The organism is Paenibacillus sp. Marseille-Q4541, from assembly GCF_018310695.1.
GTDB lineage: Bacteria > Bacillota > Bacilli > Paenibacillales > Paenibacillaceae > Paenibacillus.
The window spans coordinates 216,521-231,886 of the sequence record NZ_JAGXCY010000003.1; the positions used below are offsets into that span (position 1 = coordinate 216,521).

Here is a 15,366-nt window from a genome sequence, read left to right on the forward strand (position 1 = left end):
TACGCTGATTAAGGAGACGTGATCGCGATGTCGTTTTTTAATATTCTTGATTACGGAGCAAGAAAGAATGAGCCCATCCTTTCCACAGATGCAATTGCAGCCGCGATAACCGCAGCTTCAGAAGCTGGGGGAGGTACGGTATACGTACCTTCAGGTCGTTTTTTTTCTGGAGCTATTATATTGAAAAGTAATATTGAACTACATATCAGTCCTGGCGCCATTCTTTCTTTCAGTGATAAACCGGAGGATTATCCGATTGTCATTTCTCGCTGGGAAGGTGTCAAGCAAGAGGTGCACACCTCATGCATTTTCGGCATAGATCTGGAGAATGTCTCCTTAACTGGATCTGGAAAGCTGGAGGGGAACGGGCAGACATGGTGGGATAAGCAAAGAAATTGTCCTGAGGAACTTGCCTACCCCCGCCCTAAGCTTGTCAGTTTTGACAACTGCCGCAAGGTGACACTAAGAGACGTTACGATGAATAATTCTCCAAGCTGGACAGTACATCCGGTCCGTTGCCAAGACATTACAATCGATAATCTTTCTATTTTCAATCCCGCTGACTCCCCCAACACGGATGGGATAAATCCGGAATCCTGTACGAATGTTCGCATAAGCAATTGCCAAATTGACGTTGGCGATGATTGCATTGCCATTAAAGCAGGCACGGAAGATACGGAAGTACGAGTTCCTTGCGAAAATGTTACGATTACCAATTGCACGATGGTTCATGGACATGGAGGGGTTGTAATTGGCAGCGAGATGAGCGGAGGCGTCCGGAATATTGTCATTACGAACTGCGTGTTCAAGCAAACCGACCGTGGTATACGCTTTAAATCCAGACGTGGTCGTGGAGGGTTCGTTGAGGATATCCGAATCAGTAATATCGTCATGGAAGACGTCATTTGCCCGTTTATTTTGAACCTCTATTATTTCTGCGGGCCGAAAGGCAAAGACAGATACGTATGGGATAAGAATCCATACCCTGTAACAGAGGAAACACCATGCTTTCGCCGTATTCACTTTGCGAACATTACCGCCCGAAGAGTTCATGCGGCTGCTGGGTTCATATATGGACTGGCTGAGGAGTATGTTTCGGAAATCACTTTCGACCATATTGACATTTCCATGGCGGAAGATGCTACACCAGGTCAACCTGCCATGATGGCTGGGATACCGGATATGAATAATCGCGGCTTTTTCATCGGGAACGCAAGAGATATTCGATTCAGGAATGTAACGGTGGAGAACCATGAAGGTCCGGCTTTTCATGTTGAGAATGGAGAGAGGGTCACTCTGGAAAACTGCGAGTCTCGGAATACAAAACAACCGGAACAACTACTGGAACAGGTAACCGTTAAACCTGCGGAGGAAGGACCTTGACCTTAGAAGGAGAGTTGATTGGTGTAGGATAGAACACAGCCTCTATTATTAGGAGATGCCTGTAGTCTGAATCGTTAACCGCGAACATTGGAACTAGAATAGAGTCTGAAGGAGTTTAATTGTAATTCATAAAAGCAGCACCGTTTGGTGATCCCTTCAAGACAACGTAAAAAAGACATCACGTAAGATGTGCTTAAAACGTTGTTTATTGGAGGGATTTTTCTATGGGAAAAGGGCCACTCCCTATCTGTTTACCTGCGTATGAAAAAGCAGTAGCTGTAAGCTAGTAATTTAGGAGAATGAATGATTATATGGAAATTGCTTAACAAACAGGTTCGAAATGCTTATAATGGTCAAAGTCTTGTCTTTTATTCAATACATACATGCTTGAGCATACATCCAATTAATGGAACAAGCCATGGCTTGAGTGGAAGCTAAATTTTTAAGAAAAGGTGTTTGATACGCATGATGCATAATCCAACTGGAAAAGAGCGCCTTGGCTTAGCCCTTCTTCTAAGCTTGCTCGGTATTTTGGGACCGTTTAATATCGATATGTACCTTCCTAGCTTTCCCGACATCGCTGAAGATATGGGAGCTAGAGCTTCCCTCGTCCAGCTGAGTCTGACTTCCTGCTTGATCGGTCTCGCCTTGGGTCAGGTGATCGTTGGTCCGATCAGTGATGCGCGCGGCCGTAAAATTCCGCTCATCATCTCTCTCAGCCTGTTTGCGTTGTCGTCATTGCTCTGTGCGATTTCACCGAATATAACGATGCTTGTGGTCGCGAGATTTCTACAAGGTTTTACGGCTGCTGCCGGACTTGTTATTTCTCGCGCTGTTGTGCGAGATGTGTTCAGTGGAAGAGAGCTGACGAAGTTTTTTGCTTTATTATCGGTCATCAATGCGGTTGCTCCGATGGTTGCACCGATGTCAGGCGGTGCAATACTATTACTTCCGTCCGCTAACTGGCAATCTATCTTTTATTTTCTAAGTTTGTTCGGTTTAATAATTGTACTGATCATTGCTCTGCGGCTTAAGGAATCACTTCCTCCAGAGAAGCGGATGCCTAGTTCGCTAGGACATTCCGTCAAGACAATGGGCGCATTGTTCAAAGATCGGACTTTCATCGGATACGCCTTGACTGTTGGGTTCATTCATGGCGGAAGTTTTGCATATGTCTCTGGAACCCCTTTCGTTTATCAGGGGATTTATGGAGTATCTCCGCAAGTATTCAGCATATTATTCGGCATCAACGGAATCGCCATCATATTCGGAAGTTTTCTCATCGGCCGCTTTGGTGGAATCGTTCCTGAACGGACTCTACTGCGGATCGGAGTATGGATTGCTGTAATATCCACGTTCCTGCTCTTGATTATGACGGCGATCCGTGGACCCTTGTTCCTTGTTGTTATCTGTATCTTTATTTATATGATTACGATCGGTATCGTCGCTACGAGCACGTTCACCCTAGCAATGGAGCATCAGGGGCATCGTGCAGGGAGTGCAAGCGCAGTGCTTGGATTGGTGCCGCTGCTTCTAGGCTCAGCAGTATCGCCTCTCGTCAGCATTGACGAGACGACGGCAGTTCCGATGGGGGCTATCTTGTTCATCACATCCTGTCTAGGAGCAATCGTCTTCACGAAGCTGACGGGAACCAAAGAAACAGGAAACCTTCAGACGCCTAGTTAAAGCTAGGAATACGAAATATGCTTGTAAAAAGTCGCCGTTCGGCGGCTTTTTTTGCATTAATGAAGTAGTATCAAGCAGGTCAATGAAATAGTTCATAGAAAAATTACTTAACAATGAACACGATATTGTCGATATATACTTGTTAGTAGTAATATCACACACAGGAGGAACAATATGGGCTACTCAAATTTAGGAAAACAATTTATTGGTGGGGTATGGAGAGATGGCAAGAGCGAGAAGCAAATGCCTAACATCAATCCATATAATGATGAGGTTATCACTACGTTTCAAATCGCCAGCGTTGCTGACATAGATGATGCTTATCAGGCTGCCTACAAAGCAAAGCTCGAATGGGACAAGGTTAACCCCTACAAGAAACGCGATATCCTTGAGAAAGCTGTTACATATATTGAAGCAAATGAAGAAGAGATCACGTCCATAATTGTTCAAGAACTGGGTGGAACGCATCTTAAAGCAGCATTTGAGATCGGTCTTGTGAAAAATATGATCAAAGAAGCCGCTACGTTTCCTCTTAGAATGGAGGGTAAAATTTTACCTTCTACGGAGGATGGAAAAGAGAACCGGTTGTACCGGATTCCAGCAGGCGTAGTTGGGGTTATCAGTCCGTTTAACTTCCCCTTCTTCTTGTCAATGAAGTCAGTAGCTCCAGCACTGGGTGCTGGTAATGGTGTAGTACTGAAACCGCATGAGGATTCTCCCATTACAGGTGGAACGCTGATCGGTAAGATTTTCGAAGAAGCGGGTATCCCAAAGGGCTTACTGAATGTTGTAGTAACTGATATTAAAGAGATTGGTGATGCGTTCGTGGAGCATCCGATTCCAAGAATCATTTCCTTCACGGGTTCGACGAAGGTCGGAAGCTACATTGGCCAACTGGCGGTTAAGAACTATAAAAAACCGCTACTGGAACTTGGCGGTAATAGTGCGTTTATCGTTTTGGAAGATGCAGATATCGACTATGCGGTACAAGCTGCAACATTCAGCAGATTCACGCATCAAGGTCAAATTTGTATGTCAGCGAACCGAATTCTTGTACAAAAGACGATTTATCAGGAGTTTGTAGATAAATACAAAGAGAAGATTTCGACCCTTACAACAGGCGATCCAAGTGATCCTCAAACCATCATCGGACCAGTTATTAATGACCGTCAGGCAGAAACACTGAGAGAATTGATTGCAAAAGGGATTGAGCAAGGTGCAGTTCCCCTGGTGCATGGAAACATTAAAGGGAGAATGGTAGAACCGACCGTTCTCATTGATGTTAAGCCGGATATGGTTGTAGCACAAGAAGAGTTGTTTGGTCCGGTTGTGTGTATCATGCCGTTCGAAACAGAAGAGGAAGGAATCGATATCGCTAACGACACTCGTTTTGGACTTAGTGGTGCAATTCATACCTCCAATCTTGAGCGTGGTGTAGAAATGGCGAAGAAAGTCCAAACAGGTATGATCCATGTGAACGATGTTACGATTAATGATGAGCCAATCGTAGCTTTTGGAGGAGAAAAGCAGTCTGGGTTGGGGCGTTTGAATGGGGAATGGAGCCTGGATGAATTCACCACGATGAAGTGGATCTCGGTTAATTACGGACAACGGAAGTTCCCTTACTAAGGGCGTTAGGAGATCGTATGAATAATGTGACTGATGTTCAAACACAGCATGAGTTGATCAGAATGTTTGTGAAGGTAGCCCCTCTGCTGCAAAGTCTATCGAATGATGATATCACCATTGGTATTTATAATACGGAAAAGTTAATTGTCAACTTTCCGGGCAAAACGTTCTCGCTAAATGTTAGCCCGGGGGACCCGCTTATGGAGGGGGATATTGTGACAAATGCGATTCGGAACAATACAGCTTTATCCGCGGTGGTTCCGAAAGAGCTGTTCGGTTTTCCACTTGCTGCTCGTGCGATCCCGCTGCACGATGAGCAAGGCAACGTTATTGGCGGAGTGGGTATGGGCACTAGTCTCGAAAAAGCGAGCAGACTTTTTGAGATGGCCGAGAGCTTCTCTGCTATCGTAGAGCAGACAACGGCATCCATTGAAGACATCAGTCAATCAATTTCTTACCTTACCGAGCGAGTGACCGACGTAACAATCCAAATGAAGGATGTTAGCTCCAGTGCTCAGCAGATTGGGAAAATCTCCACGGTGGTTAAGGAGATTTCCGATCAAAGTAACATGTTAGGGCTAAATGCTGCGATCGAAGCGGCAAGAGCAGGGGAAGCAGGTAGAGGATTCTCCGTCGTTGCTGATGAGATTCGAAAGCTTGCGACGAGTTCTAAAGAGAATGTGGACCAAATCAATGGTATCACCAAAAACATTCAAGAATTATTGATGAAATTAAATGATGCTTTTTCTGATATCCACTCTCTAACCGATACTCAATCAGGGACGATTAAGGAATTCTCTGCAACGATTCAGGAGATCAGTATTAAAGCAGAAGAATTAGCTCAGGTTGCTGAAGAAACACTGTATTCAAAAGATAACGAGCATTAATAAACCAGAACGGAGAAGAAATACATTGAACATGTATTTCTTCTTTTTTTAGATTCATCATCTTTTATCTAGGATTCATTTGTTAGAATAGTAACAGGAATAACTTTAGTGCAATAACATTTTATACGAATGGTGTGATCAAAATTGATTTTTGAAGAAGTGACATTTAAAACTCATAAGTTAAATGAACTGAAATCTTTTTATGTTCAGACTCTAGGTTTAGCATTATTAAAAGAACAGGAAGGTTCGTTTACAGTAGCAGTTGGTGAAACGAACCTTACATTTATTCGAACAGAGGATAAGGATGACCGACCATCTTACCATTTTGCCTTCAACATTAATGAAAGTAAATTCAAATTAGCCAAAGAGTATGTATCAAAACGGGTAACCTTATTGCAAGAAGATTCCCAGGATGAGTTTGAATTTACAGATTGGAACGCACATGCATTTTATTTTTATGATCCGTCTGGAAACATAGTGGAGTATATTGCACGCCACAGTATAAAAAGTATTTCTTCAGATGAATTTACTAATAAAGACATTCTTTGTGTAAGTGAAGTTGGATTACCTGTGTTGGACGTTGCAAACGTAGCCTCGCTCTTACAATCAGAGGTGAATCTTCCTTTATGGAGGGGAGATGGCGCTTCATTTCAACCTATTGGTGACGAACATGGGCTATTTATTGTAGTAGAACTCGAGCGGAAATGGCTTCCTACAAATGATAAAGCTAGAATTTTCCCAATCACGGCGAAAATGAAAGATAACACGAAACCATTCTCAGTCCCGCATTTGCCTTATCAAATCTATATCTAATTTGACTTAGAGTTAACTCCAAGGAGTAATATAAATTTGAAGGTAAACAAACTGCTTTAGAAAGTGAGGACTCTTCAAATGGAATATGTGAAACTTGGAAATACCGGCTTAGATGTATCCCGGCTTTGTCTAGGGTGTATGGGTTTTGGTGTTGCAGAACGGTGGATTCATCCATGGGTACTTAATGAAGAACGCAGTCGTCCTATTATTAAAAAAGCGCTGGAGCTCGGTATTAATTTTTTTGATACGGCAAATGTATATTCAGACGGAACTAGTGAAGAAATTGTCGGAAGGGCTTTAAAAGATTACGCGAATCGTGATGAGATTGTCCTCGCGACGAAGGTACATTTCCGTATGCATCAAGGTCCAAATGGTGCTGGACTATCCAGAAAGGCAATTATGAGTGAAATTGATAAGAGTCTTATGAGACTAGGGACCGATTATGTGGATCTGTATCAAATTCATCGCTGGGATTATGAAACTCCTATTGAAGAAACGATGGAAGCATTGCATGATGTGGTGAAGGCTGGTAAGGCAAGGTACATTGGTGCTTCTGCTATGTATGCATGGCAATTTCAAAAAGCGTTACATACAGCGGAGAAAAATGGCTGGACCCGATTTATATCGATGCAGAATCATCTAAACCTTATATACCGTGAAGAAGAAAGGGAGATGCTTCCTCTTTGTAAAGAAGAAAAAATAGGTGTGATTCCCTATAGCCCGCTCGCATCAGGCAGATTGACGCGTGATTGGTCCGAAACGACAGAACGTTCCGAAACCGACCAAGTGCAGAAATCGAAATACGATGCAACTGCGAATGCGGATCGATTGGTTGTGGAGCAGGTTGCAGCCATTGCAGAAAAAAGAGGCGTCCCACGCGTTCAAGTCGCACTTGCCTGGTTACTACAGAAAGAACCAGTAACAGCTCCTATTATTGGTGCAACGAAGATTTCACATCTTGAAAATGCGGTAGATGCTCTATCAATTACGCTGACACCTGAAGAGATATTATTACTAGAAGAGCCTTATGTGCCTCATTCAATTGTCGGATATGAGTAAATTGCTATCGATGTAGACCACATCCATTAATATAGAAAAATGCATCGAATCCTTTGATCCGATGCATTTTTTTTACAATTTATGATACGTTTCGTTGTCAACTGGTTCTAGCCAATCCGTTTCACCTGGTGTCATTGCTAGGTGTACAAACCAACTGTCTTTTGTTGCGCCATGCCAATGTTTTACATGAGGTGGAATGTTCACAACATCTCCTGTTTTGAGTAATTGAGCAGTTTTTCCTTCTTCTTGATACCAGCCCTCACCGCCAGTGACTAATAAAACTTGTCCAGCTTTGTGAGAATGCCAATGATTGCGAGCTCCTGGAGCAAAAGTTACATTCCCGATGGGTGCATTCAGAGGTTTCGAATCTGTAAACACCATTTGTAAAAAAGCATCTCCGATAAAATTCGCTTCCACTTTTTGGCCTAATGGAAAGATAGTACTGTTGCTTAAATTTTCATTTGCCATCATTCAATACCTGCTTTCTTATTCATTTTTATAGATTTCTTTTGCGATGTTAAATGCTGACCAAGCTTTTGGCCAACCTACATAGAATGAAAGATGAGTGATGATTTCCGCAATTTCCTCTTGTGTTATTCCATTTCCCTTTGCTTTTTGAAGATGCGGAGTTAGTTGTTCAAAGTTCCCACCTGAGATGAGTGCAGATACAGTGATCATACTGCGATCGCGAGCAGATAACTCCTTCTCTCTTGACCAAATCTCACCGAATAAGACGTCATCGTTCAGTTCTGCAAATTTTGGAGCGAATTCTCCTAACAAGTTTCTTCCTGCTGTCTGTTTTTCTGCCATATGAGTTATTTCCTCCATCCTATATTGGTATGTTCATGAGTGAATATACTACTTAAAGTAAACTTTAAGTCAAGAAAGAAAACAAAAAATAATGATCTTATTCATGTGATATGATGGAGCACATTATTTACTTTATTAGATCAATAGCATTCGCTTAAACTAAACATTAAGTATATGATTTGTGTAGAAATAGATATGAAACGAGGGATAATTCATGACATATTCAATTGGAGAATTTGCAAACATCGTCGGTGTGACAACAAGTACACTCAGATACTATGAAATGGAAGGGCTACTTGCACCTCGTCGAAATGAAAATAATATACGTGAATATACTGACCAAGATATCGGCTGGATTCAATTTTTATTACATTTAAAAGCTTCAGGCATGTCGATCACAGAGCTAAAACAATATACCGATTGGCGTGCTATGGGTGATGATACGATGATAGAAAGGCTTGAATTACTTGAAGAGCGGAAGCGTCTCGTCGATCAAGAAATTCAAGCGTTACAACAAAGCCAGGAAATTTTGAATCGGAAGATTGTATTCTACAAAGATCAATTGAAGGGGGATCAATACGAATTTGTTCTATATCCAAACGAAAAGGAGAGTAATGCAGAGTAATAACAGGTTACGCTGTTAAAGTAACAACTGCTCTTTGCTAGACGAGGAGCGGTTGTTTTATTATTGTAGTTATACTTAGAGAGGAATCTACTTCATCTAAACTAAGGGCTTCTTCGCTGAGTATTGAAATCTATGCTATGATCGTAAATGAAAGGAGGGGGATTTTATGCGTAAAAAGAAAACTTGGATAATCCTTTTTTCTTGTTTAGTTGTGCTTTTCGTAGGAGGAAAATGGGTTTATAATACAGTGATTCATACGGCTGCAAATCAAATATCAGCTGAACTTGCTAAACCAGAAGTAGAACAAGCACTTAATCAACTAAAAGAACAATATGCATCAAGCGATTCCAATACAAAACCAGCGGAGTCCTCGAATAAAGAGGATAAAAACGATGCTGTGTTTAAGAGTCAAGATGATGCTTTAAAATTTGTCATCAGTCGGGTATCCGTTTCCGATATTAAAGATGTCAAGGAAATTACATCTGAAGGGCTGACCGAAGAAAACAAAGAGAAACTACAAAAAATGGCCCTTGAAAATTTTACAACTGAAGAAATTGAAGCATTACTTCAAGCGTTACAATAAGATGAGGTACTGATGTTATTGTTGTAGGTATAAAATAAAACAGCGGCAGATTGGACTAGTTCGTAACGTCCTAATTTGCCGCTGTTTCTATAAGAGGGTCTATAATTACTTTTTTCAGAAGGGAGAATAACTATATGAGAGTTACTAACAAAATGATTGATAAGCAATTAAGGATTAGAGGTAGACTTATTGATTTACTGATGAAATCTCCTAATGAAGACAAGTGGCTTCAATCCATGCAAAAAATGAAAAAGAGATCGGATAAATCAGCGGGAAAAAACATCGATGGGTTACAGTGCAGTGAAGTCTGGATACCACGCAAAAGTGATGGTTCAAAAATACGTATACGAATCTACAAACCGCTACGTCCCATAGAAAATGCACCTGCTGTACTCTGGATTCATGGTGGAGGATATGCGATGGGTAACCCAGAGCAATTTGGGGAAACGTATAAAAAATTAATTCAAGCAAGTAACTGCGTAGTCGTTGCTCCTGATTATCGGTTATCAATCGAAGCTCCTTATCCAGCAGCTTTAGATGATTGTTACGACTCACTCTTATGGATGAAAAGAGAAGCAGCACAACTGGGTGTCAGAGACGATCAACTCATGGTAGGTGGTGAAAGTGCTGGAGGAGGACTAGCTGCTGCACTTACTCTTTACGCAAGAGATAAAGGTGAGGTGAACATTGCATTTCAAATGCCACTGTACCCAATGATTGATGACAGGTCTATTACAGAGTCGGCAAAAGAAAATAACGCTCCGATTTGGAACGCTGATTATAATAAATGGGCATGGAAATTGTATCTAGGAAACCTTTATGGCAAAACGGTACCTTCCTATGCTGCCGCCGCCAGAGCTACCGACTATAGTAATCTTCCTCCTACTGTTACTTTTGTTGGTGATGTAGAACCTTTCAGAGATGAAACTATTCAGTATGTAGATAATTTAAGAAGAGCTGGAGTACATGTTGATTTCGAACTTTATAAAGGTTGTTTTCATGGTTTTGACATCATCAATCCTAACGCGGAAGTAAGTAAGAAGGCTGTATCCTTTTTTATAGATTCATTCAAATATGCAGTAGAACATTATTTTGCTGAGCAGAACAAGAAATCGTGAGAAGGAAAAAACACTTACTAATGTCTCATGTATGTAAAATGACAAGTATCTCAGTATACAAGTCGCTACTTTAAGCGGCTTTTTTATTTTGTTATTTTCAAGGACTTCTATTTAAAAATCTAATCACTAATTACTGAAAAAATGATTGTAGAAAGAACAATGGTTAGGATGGTTCCAGAAGCACTCAAATTGATAGAAATTCTTTTAAGGGAAATCATTTTCTTACTGAGAAAAAACATAGTTAAACCAACAATACATATAACCACTCCTATACAAAATAAAGTGGAAATTGGAATATGGACAAAGTACTTACATAAGCAATATATTGCTATAGCTACTACTACCCCTGCAATGACATCCAACATTCTATGTAGAATTTAATTAGACCTCCTTCAAAATAATAGAGAATGGATTAAAGACTTCTTTTACTACTCTGATAAATAACCCGCAGCCTGATACTCAAGTTATTCTAAGAAATGAGATGCAAGTATTGTCTGAAGATAATGGAAGGTATAGAGTATATCCTGCTTTTCCTTTCCATGAAGAGAGACGTTTTGAAATTTACACAGTTGAAATTGAAAAAGAAGGGAAGTTAAGTTCTCATTCCCATAGAGAGGGAACCGAGGAATTTATTTCTGTTTTTGATGGAGAACTAACGATTTGGATCAATGAATGTGAATATAAATTAAAAGAAGGGGATTCAATCAGATTTAAGGCGGATAAACCACACACCTATTATAATTCTGGGGAAACTTTAACACGTTTAAGTATGACCATATATTATCCAGTTTAGAGGTACGATCCGATGAAGTAACTCTCGTTTCGAATCCCTCTTTATCTGGAGATTTGAACTATGGTAATAACCGGTATCGTTGAGCTAATCTGCTTCATGCATTCGACGTAGAAAACTGAATCATCTGCTATAATAGAGAAAAACCTGATAGAAATGGTGTAGATGATGAAAATAGAACTAGGGGAACATCAAATAGAATTTCATGTACAGTATGGCCCACGCAAAAAGCTCTCGATCCATATTCATCCTTCGGGACTGGTTACAGTGAAGGCACCGAATTATACAAGTGATGATGTGGTGATGAATATAGTTAGGCAGCATGGGAGTACGATTTTGAAGCAATTACAAGCAATAGAGGCAGCTCGGACGGCTCCGAAGGTCAGAGAATACGTAAATGAAGGAAAGTTCCTTCATCTAGGAAAATATTATTCGCTGCATGAGTTAATTGAGACTAATGGTCTAACGGAAGAGGAGCTTCAACGCGATCTGAAAAAGTTTTATTTTGCAAGCTGTAAGAAAGTGATTGGTGAACGTATCAAAATCTATCAGAAGATGCTGAAAGTTACGCCGAAATCTTTCATAATTGAGGAGTCTCGAACCAAGTGGGGGAGCTGCAGCTCTGCCAAACATCTTACATTTAATTACCGTCTAGCGATGGCGCCTCTCGAGGTCATTGACTACGTGGTTATTCATGAACTTTGTCATCTCTTGCATATGAATCATGATCGATCCTTTTGGCGGCGTGTTGGAAGCGTAATGAAGGATTACAAAGAGAAAGAAGCGTACCTCGCGAGGTATGGGCAAGACATGACATTGTAAAAACGCTAAAAGAACTGAAATCTAAAGATCTTGGTTCTTTTTATTTTAAAGAAATTTATCGAGTACGAAAAACTTTGATAGGAATTGGAGATGAATAATATGACCTTATTCTACTATATTGCTGCAGCGCATGAGCTTCCGACAGGTTCATTTGGTCAAAATAAAACAGTTATGACACTTCAGGATTACATAACTAATGTGAATCCTTCTGCCAAGGATCAACATTTCATGCAAGTACTTCTGGAGAAATACCCAAATGGGGATAAGTTAATGGAGATTTATGAGACTGAAGAAGATGCTGCTGGCCTTTATATAACGGGTCCCATTACCAGCGAAGATTACTCTCATGTTTTCCGACATCCATTGGTATATCAAGTGAACTCTGAGGGCGGTGGCTTTGTGATCAATGACGAAATGAAACAGTCTCATCCCATCTCCTATTTGACCAGCAAAAAGTGTTTAGAGGAGCTATTCAAATACTTACATCAAAATATGGTGGATGGTGAAAGTATAGAGCTATACTCATGCTGGGCCACCGGTACAAAGCGGTTTAACGGTTCTCCTAAAAAAGAATTAAGTCTGACGATTAATCTATCCTCATTTAGATTGGAAAAAGGGTTTGAGTGGAAAGAAAACCAATATATAAGGGTGGATAAATTATTATGATGTTGAAAATTGGGGAGGAACTATGTCTATATATGATGTTATAGAAGATCGGATATATAACTGGGGATGTAAAAATGATGAAGTACTCGCCATCTATATAGTGGGGTCAAGAGCGAGAGAAAATAAACCATTTGACGAGTACTCTGATTTGGATGTTGTAGTTTTTTCAACCAATCCAGACTACTATCTTCAAGATAGTAAATGGTTACCAGAAATTGGTACAGTGTGGATAGACTTTACCTTTCAAACCGTGCATGGTGACCCTGAGAAACTCGTTCTTTTTGAACAAGGAGCACAAGTCGATTTTCTCTTTCAACATATTTCTTGCTTAGAACATTCAATGAACTCAGGACAAATTCCGTTAGGTTTTCAACGTGGTGTCAAAATTTTACTAGATAAAACAGAAAATGGACAAAGATTAGTACCCCAAACTAAAGTGGCTCCAGAGAACATGCCCATAACAGCAGAGAACTATTTGCAGACTAATAAAATGTATTGTTTTGCTTGTTTATACGTAGGAAAGCAAATTTTACGAGATGAATTTTGGGTAGCTAATCAGAGAGATAAAGATTGTAAACAGATGCTTTTACAAATGATAGAATGGCATGCAAAAGCTCTGAATGGAGAAACTCATGATACTTGGCATGCAGGCAGATTTATTAGAGAATGGGCAGAAAAATCTGCTATTGAAGAATTAAAGGATTCTTTTATAGGATTTGATCAGGAAAGTAACTGGAAAGCTTTAATCTCTTCGATTGAATTATTCAGTCGGTTATCCTATCAAGTCGCAAGTACATATCATTACGCTTTTCCAGCCGAGTTATTTTCTAAAATTCAAATGTGGTTGAATGAACATCAATTGATTAAGGATTAGGGACTTGAAAGTACTATGATGATTTTATAAAGGAGGATTAAAACCTCTTCTATAGAACCAAACTAGATGACGGCAGTTGATCAGAACGATCGGCTGCTTTTGGACGCATTCGTCTAACAAGGATGGCTGCTGTTTTGGAACAAAGAGCCGAACGAGTTGCGGACATATTTGATATGGTTCTGGATGCATTAAATGTAGGAAGGGTCGATGAATTATTTACAAAACTGAAGGATTTGAGGTGAAGTCATGAGCACATCTATATACTTAAATCATTATGGTGTAAGGCTGCTTGGCAAAAACCAGGATGTTCCATACGATGGAGCATACTTTTTCACAAATCGAAGAGGCGTGGCCAAAACTGCAATGATCATGCCGCCGGACCGTCCAATGAAGTGGATTTCAAAGTACGGCAGCGTGACAATATCGCAGGTTGGTAAAGAAATGCCAAACGGAGGAATGAATGAAGTCGGCCTAGTTGTGGAGCAGACAACACTCTGGCAATCGAGTTATCCTGAACAGCAGGAACTCCCGGCCATAGGTGAGTTACAGTGGATGCAGCTCATGCTGGATACTTGCTCAACTGTACAAGAGGTGATACATACAGCTGAGCGTCTCCGGATCGTAAATCCCCTATCTCGGCTTCATTACATGATCTGCGACCGTGTAGGAGAATGCGCGATTTTTGAGTTTTTAGATGGTGCACTTTCTATCTATACTGGGGAATCGCTGCCGATACATGTCATGGCTAACATGCCATATCTTGAGTCAATCCGAAATTTAGAAGATTCAGAGATACAAGGTCATGATACATTAGGAGACTACGAACTGAACTCCATGGATCGGTTCAAACAAGCAGTAAAATCTTTGAGGAAACCAGTAGCAAGTGCAGGGTTCGTCTTCGATATTCTTCAGTCGATTCAGAGACAGGATACTGCGTTCAGTATAGTTTATGACATAGATCATTTAGAGATTCATTTTACATCTAATCGTCTATCCGACCGTAAAAAGATCAGTCTTCTCGAATTTGATTTTGTTAACGATGCTCAAATAGCCATTGATTTACAGAAATCCACTGGGGACGGTCTAATCCCAATCCCTTATAGTACGAACTTAAATCGTATTGTAATTGAATCTTTCTTTCGTGACCCTGCGTTGACTGCTGTATTCGGTTGGACTATTACCGAGGATATGATCTCTTTCCTAGCGGCTTTTCCCGCTACCTTCCAATAGATGAAGCTTCCTGCACAAAATCGGTCGCTTCATTGAAATGAACCGGTCTCTTAGCTCGAATTAATGAAATGGCCTTACAAAAGGGAGGAGAAACATGAACATCGTTCTTATCGGTATGTCTGGAGCAGGTAAAGCACTTTAGGCGTCTTGCTTGCAAAAGCACTCGGAATGGATTTCGTGGATACGGATATTGTTATAGAACAACGTGATGGAAGGTTGTTACAAGATATTATAGATCATGATGGTATCGAAAAATTTATAGAGATTGAAGAAGAAATCGTGTCTGAACTTCATCTAAAAAAGAAAAAGAAGCAGCCAACCAGTAATAGGGTTCACTGGTTGGCTGTTTCTTTTTATCATAAAAACGTTTGAATATGTAATCATACAGCTT

At 40.5% G+C, this 15,366-nt stretch carries 16 protein-coding genes and 1 pseudogene; 15 read left to right on the top strand and 2 right to left on the bottom strand.

Going from position 1 to position 15,366, the window contains the following annotated elements; translation table 11 throughout:
• Positions 1-27: 27 nt before the first annotated feature.
• The 6 genes from KFT32_RS05840 (at position 28) to KFT32_RS05865 (ending at position 7,457) form a co-directional block, all read left to right on the top strand.
• A complete protein-coding gene (locus KFT32_RS05840; RefSeq protein WP_211746189.1) occupies positions 28-1,383 on the top strand; it encodes a glycoside hydrolase family 28 protein in 1,356 nt (451 codons plus the stop codon).
• A 465-nt stretch (positions 1,384-1,848) separates the two neighbouring features.
• Complete coding sequence (locus tag KFT32_RS05845; protein ID WP_211746190.1) at positions 1,849-3,069, top strand: Bcr/CflA family efflux MFS transporter; 1,221 nt, start codon at positions 1,849-1,851, stop codon at positions 3,067-3,069.
• A gap of 174 nt (positions 3,070-3,243) precedes the next feature.
• A complete protein-coding gene (yfmT, locus tag KFT32_RS05850; protein WP_211746191.1) occupies positions 3,244-4,698 on the top strand; it encodes a benzaldehyde dehydrogenase in 1,455 nt (484 codons plus the stop codon).
• A gap of 17 nt (positions 4,699-4,715) precedes the next feature.
• A complete protein-coding gene (locus tag KFT32_RS05855; protein ID WP_211746192.1) occupies positions 4,716-5,585 on the top strand; it encodes a methyl-accepting chemotaxis protein in 870 nt (289 codons plus the stop codon).
• Positions 5,586-5,729: 144 nt separating this feature from the next.
• Positions 5,730-6,398: a VOC family protein gene (locus KFT32_RS05860; protein WP_211746193.1), complete on the top strand. Its 669-nt coding sequence runs from the start codon at positions 5,730-5,732 to the stop codon at positions 6,396-6,398.
• A 78-nt stretch (positions 6,399-6,476) separates the two neighbouring features.
• Positions 6,477-7,457 (top strand): aldo/keto reductase, encoded by a 981-nt coding sequence (locus KFT32_RS05865; RefSeq protein ID WP_211746194.1) that lies wholly within the window; start codon positions 6,477-6,479, stop codon positions 7,455-7,457.
• A 72-nt stretch (positions 7,458-7,529) separates the two neighbouring features.
• Here KFT32_RS05865 and KFT32_RS27155 read toward each other — a convergent pair whose 3' ends face one another.
• Positions 7,530-7,925 (bottom strand): cupin domain-containing protein, encoded by a 396-nt coding sequence (locus KFT32_RS27155; protein WP_249435709.1) that lies wholly within the window; start codon positions 7,923-7,925, stop codon positions 7,530-7,532.
• Between the two features lie 18 nt (positions 7,926-7,943).
• Positions 7,944-8,267: a carboxymuconolactone decarboxylase family protein gene (locus KFT32_RS27160; RefSeq protein ID WP_249435689.1), complete on the bottom strand. Its 324-nt coding sequence runs from the start codon at positions 8,265-8,267 to the stop codon at positions 7,944-7,946.
• Positions 8,268-8,481: 214 nt separating this feature from the next.
• Between KFT32_RS27160 and KFT32_RS05875 the strand changes: the two genes are divergently transcribed.
• The 9 genes and pseudogenes from KFT32_RS05875 to KFT32_RS05915 all read left to right on the top strand — a co-directional run bounded on the left by KFT32_RS05875 (position 8,482) and on the right by KFT32_RS05915 (position 15,347).
• Positions 8,482-8,892 carry a MerR family transcriptional regulator gene (locus KFT32_RS05875; RefSeq protein WP_211746195.1) on the top strand — a complete coding sequence of 137 codons (411 nt, stop codon included), beginning with the start codon at positions 8,482-8,484 and terminating at the stop codon, positions 8,890-8,892.
• 166 nt (positions 8,893-9,058) lie between these two features.
• The gene (locus tag KFT32_RS05880) at positions 9,059-9,475 is read left to right on the top strand and encodes a hypothetical protein (RefSeq protein WP_211746196.1); all 417 of its coding nucleotides are present in this window, start codon (positions 9,059-9,061) and stop codon (positions 9,473-9,475) included.
• A 134-nt stretch (positions 9,476-9,609) separates the two neighbouring features.
• On the top strand, positions 9,610-10,593 hold the full coding sequence (locus KFT32_RS05885) for an alpha/beta hydrolase (RefSeq protein WP_211746197.1): 984 nt from the start codon (positions 9,610-9,612) through the stop codon (positions 10,591-10,593).
• A gap of 400 nt (positions 10,594-10,993) precedes the next feature.
• Positions 10,994-11,386: pseudogene (locus tag KFT32_RS05890) on the top strand (cupin domain-containing protein); the annotation flags it as partial.
• A 165-nt stretch (positions 11,387-11,551) separates the two neighbouring features.
• Complete coding sequence (locus tag KFT32_RS05895) at positions 11,552-12,205, top strand: M48 family metallopeptidase (protein WP_211746292.1); 654 nt, start codon at positions 11,552-11,554, stop codon at positions 12,203-12,205.
• A 90-nt stretch (positions 12,206-12,295) separates the two neighbouring features.
• Positions 12,296-12,871, top strand: a complete 576-nt coding sequence (locus KFT32_RS05900) for an SH2 domain-containing protein (protein ID WP_211746198.1) — start codon at positions 12,296-12,298, stop codon at positions 12,869-12,871.
• Positions 12,872-12,893: 22 nt separating this feature from the next.
• Positions 12,894-13,745 carry an aminoglycoside 6-adenylyltransferase gene (locus tag KFT32_RS05905; RefSeq protein ID WP_211746199.1) on the top strand — a complete coding sequence of 284 codons (852 nt, stop codon included), beginning with the start codon at positions 12,894-12,896 and terminating at the stop codon, positions 13,743-13,745.
• A 246-nt stretch (positions 13,746-13,991) separates the two neighbouring features.
• On the top strand, positions 13,992-14,975 hold the full coding sequence (locus KFT32_RS05910; protein ID WP_211746200.1) for a linear amide C-N hydrolase: 984 nt from the start codon (positions 13,992-13,994) through the stop codon (positions 14,973-14,975).
• Between the two features lie 177 nt (positions 14,976-15,152).
• Positions 15,153-15,347 carry a hypothetical protein gene (locus tag KFT32_RS05915; RefSeq protein WP_349304865.1) on the top strand — a complete coding sequence of 65 codons (195 nt, stop codon included), beginning with the start codon at positions 15,153-15,155 and terminating at the stop codon, positions 15,345-15,347.
• Positions 15,348-15,366: the final 19 nt, after the last annotated feature.